Here is a 4,013-nt window from a genome sequence, read left to right on the forward strand (position 1 = left end):
TGGTTCCCGTTCGGCGGCGGCAACCGCCGCTGCCTGGGGGCGACGTTCGCGATGGTCGAGCTACGCGTCGTGCTCCGTGAAATCCTGCGCCGGGTAGACCTTTTCACCACCACAGCTGCCGACGAACGCCAGCGCGTCAAGCACGTGACGTTGGTCCCGCACCGTGGGGCGCGGGTCTGTGTGCGGGCTTTGCGGGAGCCGGCCGAGGTCGAGTCCGAGCGGGCCGAGCCGGCCCGCCGCTAGCCGATCCGGTAGTCGGGCAGGTCGAGGTCGTCGCGCACGCTGCCGGCGAACAGGCCCGCCACCGGGCGGCTCAGGTTCATCGCCCGTAGCGCCACATTGCGGAACCACAACCCGAATCGCGTTCTGGTGGCGAAGAAACCCAGCATCCGTTCGGCCCCGGCCTGCTTGCCCTCGATGAATGGCCGTAACAGCGACTCGTAGCTTTCGAAGGCGGTTCGGTGATCGCCGCCGGCGCGGGCGAGTTCCCCGGCCAGGGCGTACGCCTCGGTGATCGCGAGCCCGGTGCCCTCGCCGCCGAGCAGCGAGATGCAGCCTGCGGCGTCACCGATCAGCAGCACCCGGCCGTCTGACCAGCGGTCCATCCGGATCTGGCTGACCACGTCGAAGAAGAGGTCATCGACGCCGTCCACTGCGCCCAGGATCTGCCGGCATTCCCAGCCGGCGTCGTCGAACTGCTTGTGCAGCTGCTCTTTTGGCGTCATACCGTGGTCGTCGTGTTCGTCGCGGAACACGAACAGGAACATGGTTCGGTTGTTGCGCAGCGTGAACTGCCCGACCTGCCGGCCGGGAACGGCGTAGGTGAGGTACGCGTCGGAATCGGTGCCGCCGTCGTACCCGTCGACCACGCACGCGGCGACCTTGCAGCCCAGGTAGTGCTCGAATCGCTCCTCGGACCCGAAGATCAGGCTGCGCACGTTGGAGTGCAGGCCGTCGGCGCCGATCACGAGGTCGAAGTCGTCGGCCGGGCCGTTTTCGAAGGACACCCGCACCCCGTCAGGGTGTTGGTCGATGCCGGTGATGCTGTCGCCGAAGATCGTCGGGACGCTGTGTTCGACAGTGCGGTAGATGGCGGCGGCGAGGTCGCCGCGGGGCAGGCTGGTGAAGTCGTTGCCGATCATGCGCCGGAACACGTCGACGCGGAGTGCGGCGCTCGTCATGCCATCGGGCCCGACCGAGCGCACGCAGTGCACGTCGTAGCCCGCGTCGCGGATCGCCGGTTGGATGCCCATCTGCCGGGCTACGCGGTATCCGATGCCCCAGAAGTCGATCATGTAGCCGCCGGTGCGAAACGCCGGAGCTCGCTCGATCAGTGTTGGAGTGTGGCCGCTGCGATGCAGCCAATGCGCCAACGCTGTACCCGCAACCCCGGCTCCACTGATGGCGATTCGCATGACAATTCGAGGTTACGTGAGTGGCCGTTTCGGGCTTGTCGAGCGCCCACGTCGAAAGGCCCGGACGCTGTTACGTCCGGGCCCCTCCTACCCCCTGGCTTATCTGGCGAGCCGAGTCTCAACGCCTCTTGTGGTGGAGGACTTCCTCGGTCGAGTGCGCGTCGACTGCCTTGTCCCGCTTGGCCGCGCGTTTCTCCTTGAGCGACTTGCCCGATTTCTTGGTCATGCTCTGGCGCGGCGACTTGTCAGCCATGTTGGCCCCTTTGACTTGGGGGCCTGTGTGGTCCCGATGGCTCGACCCTACGCGCGGCCCACCGCAACCGCAACGATGTGTGTCAACAGTGTTGACACGCGATGTAGTCTGACGCTCCAGCCATATGGAGGAGCCTCACGATGGTCAAACAGGCAACCGCGCCTCGGCGCGGGGCGGAGGGTCAGATCAACCGATCGGTGATCCTGCGATCTGCCCTGCGACTGGTGGACCGCGACGGTGTCGATGGCCTGTCGATGCGTCGGCTCAGTGAAGAGGTCGGCCGGGATCCCGCCGTTCTCTACCGGCATGTGCCCAACAAGGCCGCGTTGCTCGACGGGGTCACCGAGATGGTGATCAGCCAACTGCGCGTGGACACCGCCGACCCGGACTGGGCCGGTCAGCTGCGCACGGTGGCGCACGAGTTTCGGCAGCTGGCGCTGGCGCATCCAAATGTCGTGCCGCTGATGGTGACTCGTCCGCTGGCCACCCCGCTGGGACAACGCCCGCCGGGAATGCTGCGGCCACTGGAGGATGTGCTGGCGCTGCTGACGGCGGCCGGATTCTCCGGGACTGATGCCCTGCACATCTACCGGATGCTGTTCGGCTACCTGCACGGCCACATCCTCACCGAGTTGCAGGAGGTCGTCGAACGGCCGGAAGAGTCCGACGACGTGCTGCGACTGGGGTTGCACCGACTGTCCATCACGGAGTTCCCGCGAGTGCGCGCACTGGCTCCTGCGCTCGGGTCCTACGACGGTGCCGCCGAACTCGACCGCGGACTCGACGTGCTGTTCATCGGGTTGGAGACCACCATGGGCAAGAGTTCTCGAACGTCCGGTTGATTGTCAGGCGGCCGTGCCAAGCTGGGGTCATGGCTGCGAAACGCTCCCCGCACCGTGCTGACCTCGTGCTTTCCGGAGGCGGGGTCAAGGGCATCGGCCTGGTGGGCGCCGTCGTCGCGCTCCAGGACGCGGGGTACGCGATCGAGCGGATCTCGGGCACCTCGGCCGGATCACTCGTCGGCGCGGTGGTGGCCGCCGCGGTGCAACGCAAGGACTTGAGCAGTGACCAGTTGCGGGACTTGGCGCTGAGCGTGCCGTACCGCAAGTTCCGCGACAGCGGGCCGATCGAGAGCATCCCGGTGCTCGGCACCGCGTGGGGTCTGCTCCGCGAGACCGGCATCTATCGCGGTGACTTCGCCTACGACTGGATTCGCAGCGAGCTGAAGAACCTGGGCGTCAAGACCTTTGGCGATCTGGCCATCAAGGACGACAGCCTGCTGCCTGAGCGGCGCTACCGGCTGACAGTCACGGTGACCGACGTGACCACCGGCCAATTGGTGCGGCTGCCATGGGATTACCGGCGGGTCTACGGCCTGGATCCCGATGAGCAACTCGTCGCCGACGCGGTGCGGGCCTCGATGGCGATCCCGTTCCTGTTCCATCCCGTCACGCTGGAAACCGCTGACGGAACACCGTGCACGTTGGTGGACGGCGGGGTGCTGTCGAACTTCCCGATCGACTCCTTCGACCGTCCCGACGGTGCGGAGCCGCGGTGGCCGACGTTCGGGGTGACGGTGGTGCCGTACCTGCCCGCCCCGTCGGCCGAGCAGCTGATCCCGGGGCTGGGCCTGCTGACGTTCGGCCGTCCCTCGCTTCTGGAAAGCCTGATCACCACCATGCTGGTCGGTCACGACCAGGCTTATCTGAGCCAGCCGTGGGTGAAGGTGCGTGCGATCCAGGTGGATTCGACCGACGTCGGGGTGCTGGACTTCGACATCAGCCGCAATGAGGCCGAGGCCCTGTACGACAAGGGGTACGCGGCGACGACGGAGTTCCTGTCGACCTGGGACTGGCCGGCGTATATCGACCGCTTCCGCCGGGCACATCGGGTGGGCCGCCAAGTCGAGTAGTCCGCTACTCATTACAGGCGACGGCGGCAGACCAATACTTCAGCTAGCAGCTGAAGTATTGGGGTGGTCCGAGATGGGGACGTCGGGGAACTGCAGGCGACGCGCGGGTGCGGCCGTGGTGGTCGCGGCTGTCTGCCTGGCTCTCGTCGGTGGGACAGGTCAGGCGCTTGCCGATCCGTGCGCCACGACGACAGAACCGACGACAACGGAACCGACAACCACCGAGCCCACCACAACGGAGCCGACGACAACCGAGCCGACAACCACCGAGCCGACCACGACTGAGCCGACGACAACCGAGCCGACGACTACGGAAGCGCCCATCACGGAACCGCCCATCAATTCGTACATCGTGATTCCGCCGAACTTCCCGTCGCCCACCCCAACCCCGTCGTTCAAGCTGAATTCGTTCACGACCTGCGATACCGATACG

The 4,013-nt window shown here is 66.5% G+C and carries 6 protein-coding genes; 3 read left to right on the forward strand and 3 right to left on the reverse strand.

Translation table 11 applies throughout. From position 1 onward, the window contains the following. Window positions 1-243 (forward strand): cytochrome P450 (locus TX88_RS34995; protein WP_044515910.1); only part of this gene is annotated, 243 nt, incomplete at its 5' end. Here the strand turns inward: TX88_RS34995 and TX88_RS07945 are convergent. Both TX88_RS07945 and TX88_RS35545 read right to left on the reverse strand, forming a co-directional pair. Next, window positions 240-1,415, reverse strand: a complete 1,176-nt coding sequence (locus tag TX88_RS07945) for an FAD-binding domain (protein WP_044515912.1) — start codon at window positions 1,413-1,415, stop codon at window positions 240-242. The two genes, TX88_RS34995 and TX88_RS07945, sit on opposite strands and share 4 nt — an antisense overlap. Window positions 1,416-1,533: 118 nt before the next feature. Beyond that, window positions 1,534-1,668, reverse strand: coding sequence for a hypothetical protein (locus TX88_RS35545; RefSeq protein WP_268952471.1), 135 nt, complete (start codon window positions 1,666-1,668; stop codon window positions 1,534-1,536). 140 nt (window positions 1,669-1,808) lie between these two features. On the opposite strand from TX88_RS35545, the gene TX88_RS07950 reads away from it, so the two are divergent. Together TX88_RS07950 and TX88_RS07955 are read left to right on the forward strand one after the other, a co-directional pair. Beyond that, complete coding sequence (locus TX88_RS07950) at window positions 1,809-2,510, forward strand: TetR/AcrR family transcriptional regulator C-terminal domain-containing protein (protein WP_044515913.1); 702 nt, start codon at window positions 1,809-1,811, stop codon at window positions 2,508-2,510. A gap of 29 nt (window positions 2,511-2,539) precedes the next feature. Further along, a complete protein-coding gene (locus tag TX88_RS07955) occupies window positions 2,540-3,580 on the forward strand; it encodes a patatin-like phospholipase family protein (protein WP_044515915.1) in 1,041 nt (346 codons plus the stop codon). Between the two features lie 159 nt (window positions 3,581-3,739). Here the strand turns inward: TX88_RS07955 and TX88_RS34195 are convergent. Continuing rightward, window positions 3,740-4,013: hypothetical protein (locus TX88_RS34195; RefSeq protein ID WP_209446961.1), on the reverse strand; the 274-nt coding region annotated here is incomplete at its 5' end.

The organism is Mycolicibacterium septicum DSM 44393 (assembly GCF_000455325.1).
Lineage (GTDB): Bacteria > Actinomycetota > Actinomycetes > Mycobacteriales > Mycobacteriaceae > Mycobacterium > Mycobacterium septicum.

Bases quoted from the DNA above. Each gene is read 5' to 3' on its own strand.
- TX88_RS07955 (WP_044515915.1), top strand. From the start codon at position 2,540: ATGGCTGCGAAACGCTCCCCGCACCGTGCTGACCTCGTGCTTTCCGGA.
- TX88_RS07945 (WP_044515912.1), bottom strand. From the start codon at position 1,415: ATGCGAATCGCCATCAGTGGAGCCGGGGTTGCGGGTACAGCGTTGGCG.
- TX88_RS07950 (WP_044515913.1), top strand. From the start codon at position 1,809: ATGGTCAAACAGGCAACCGCGCCTCGGCGCGGGGCGGAGGGTCAGATC.
- TX88_RS35545 (WP_268952471.1), bottom strand. From the start codon at position 1,668: ATGGCTGACAAGTCGCCGCGCCAGAGCATGACCAAGAAATCGGGCAAG.